Consider the following 816-nt stretch of genomic DNA (forward strand, 5'->3'; position numbering starts at 1 on the left):
GGTTCTGTCGCAGTAAGAGCGAAAGGTCGGCCAAGAGCGATATGGTATGGATTCCTTATCCAGCCAGCGAATAGAACTGCTGTGCGGGAGTTTGACCAACGCCGCCATCGTTCAATTGCCCCTTGACGATCATCTGCATGACTTCGATGCCACCCAGGAGAATGCGGGCGCAACGAAATTTCTTGAACCCAAGCATCGGTCCGGTCCGGCGCTTGATTGCCCGATGATCCTGTTCGATGATGTTATTCAGATACTTTTTCTGGCGGACCTTGATCGGCACTTCCCGCCTGGCGTTGATCGCTTGCAAGGCAGCCAGATTCGATCCGCTCTTATCGATCGTCACGGTCTCGGGTTCACCATTCTGGTCGATTGCCTTTTCGAAATAGGCCCGGGCCGCAGCCTTGTCCCGTCGGGCTCGCAGCAGAAAATCAACGGTGTTGCCTGCCTTGTCGACAGCCCGGTAGAGATACCGCCACTCACCCCTGATTCGAATGTAGGTCTCGTCCATCCTCSAGCTCTTGCCGACCGTCCGTTTGCACCGTCGAAACGCCTTCTCCAGCACCGGCAACAGTTTGAGTGCCCAACGGTGAACGGTCGAATGATCGACCGCAATCCCGCGCTCGGCCATCATCTGTTCAAGATGGCGCAGGCTCAGCGGATAGGCCACGTACCACCGAACGCACAGCAACATCACGTCCAGCGGGTAATGCAAGCGTTTGAGTACTTTTCCCACACCCGGACTCAGCTTCTCGGTCATCGATCACGTCACGCATTAAGGCCCGTCAGCATAGCAGACCGCCTTATTGCGACAGATCC

At 56.2% G+C, this 816-nt stretch carries 1 protein-coding gene; it reads right to left on the reverse strand.

The features are described from left to right. Positions 1–55 precede the first annotated feature (55 nt). The gene (locus E1N52_RS43860; RefSeq protein ID WP_133191284.1) at positions 56–757 is read right to left on the reverse strand and encodes an IS6 family transposase; all 702 of its coding nucleotides are present in this window, start codon (positions 755–757) and stop codon (positions 56–58) included. Positions 758–816 lie beyond the last annotated feature (59 nt).

Source organism: Paraburkholderia guartelaensis (assembly GCF_004353905.1).
GTDB classification, from domain to species: Bacteria; Pseudomonadota; Gammaproteobacteria; order Burkholderiales; family Burkholderiaceae; genus Paraburkholderia; species Paraburkholderia guartelaensis.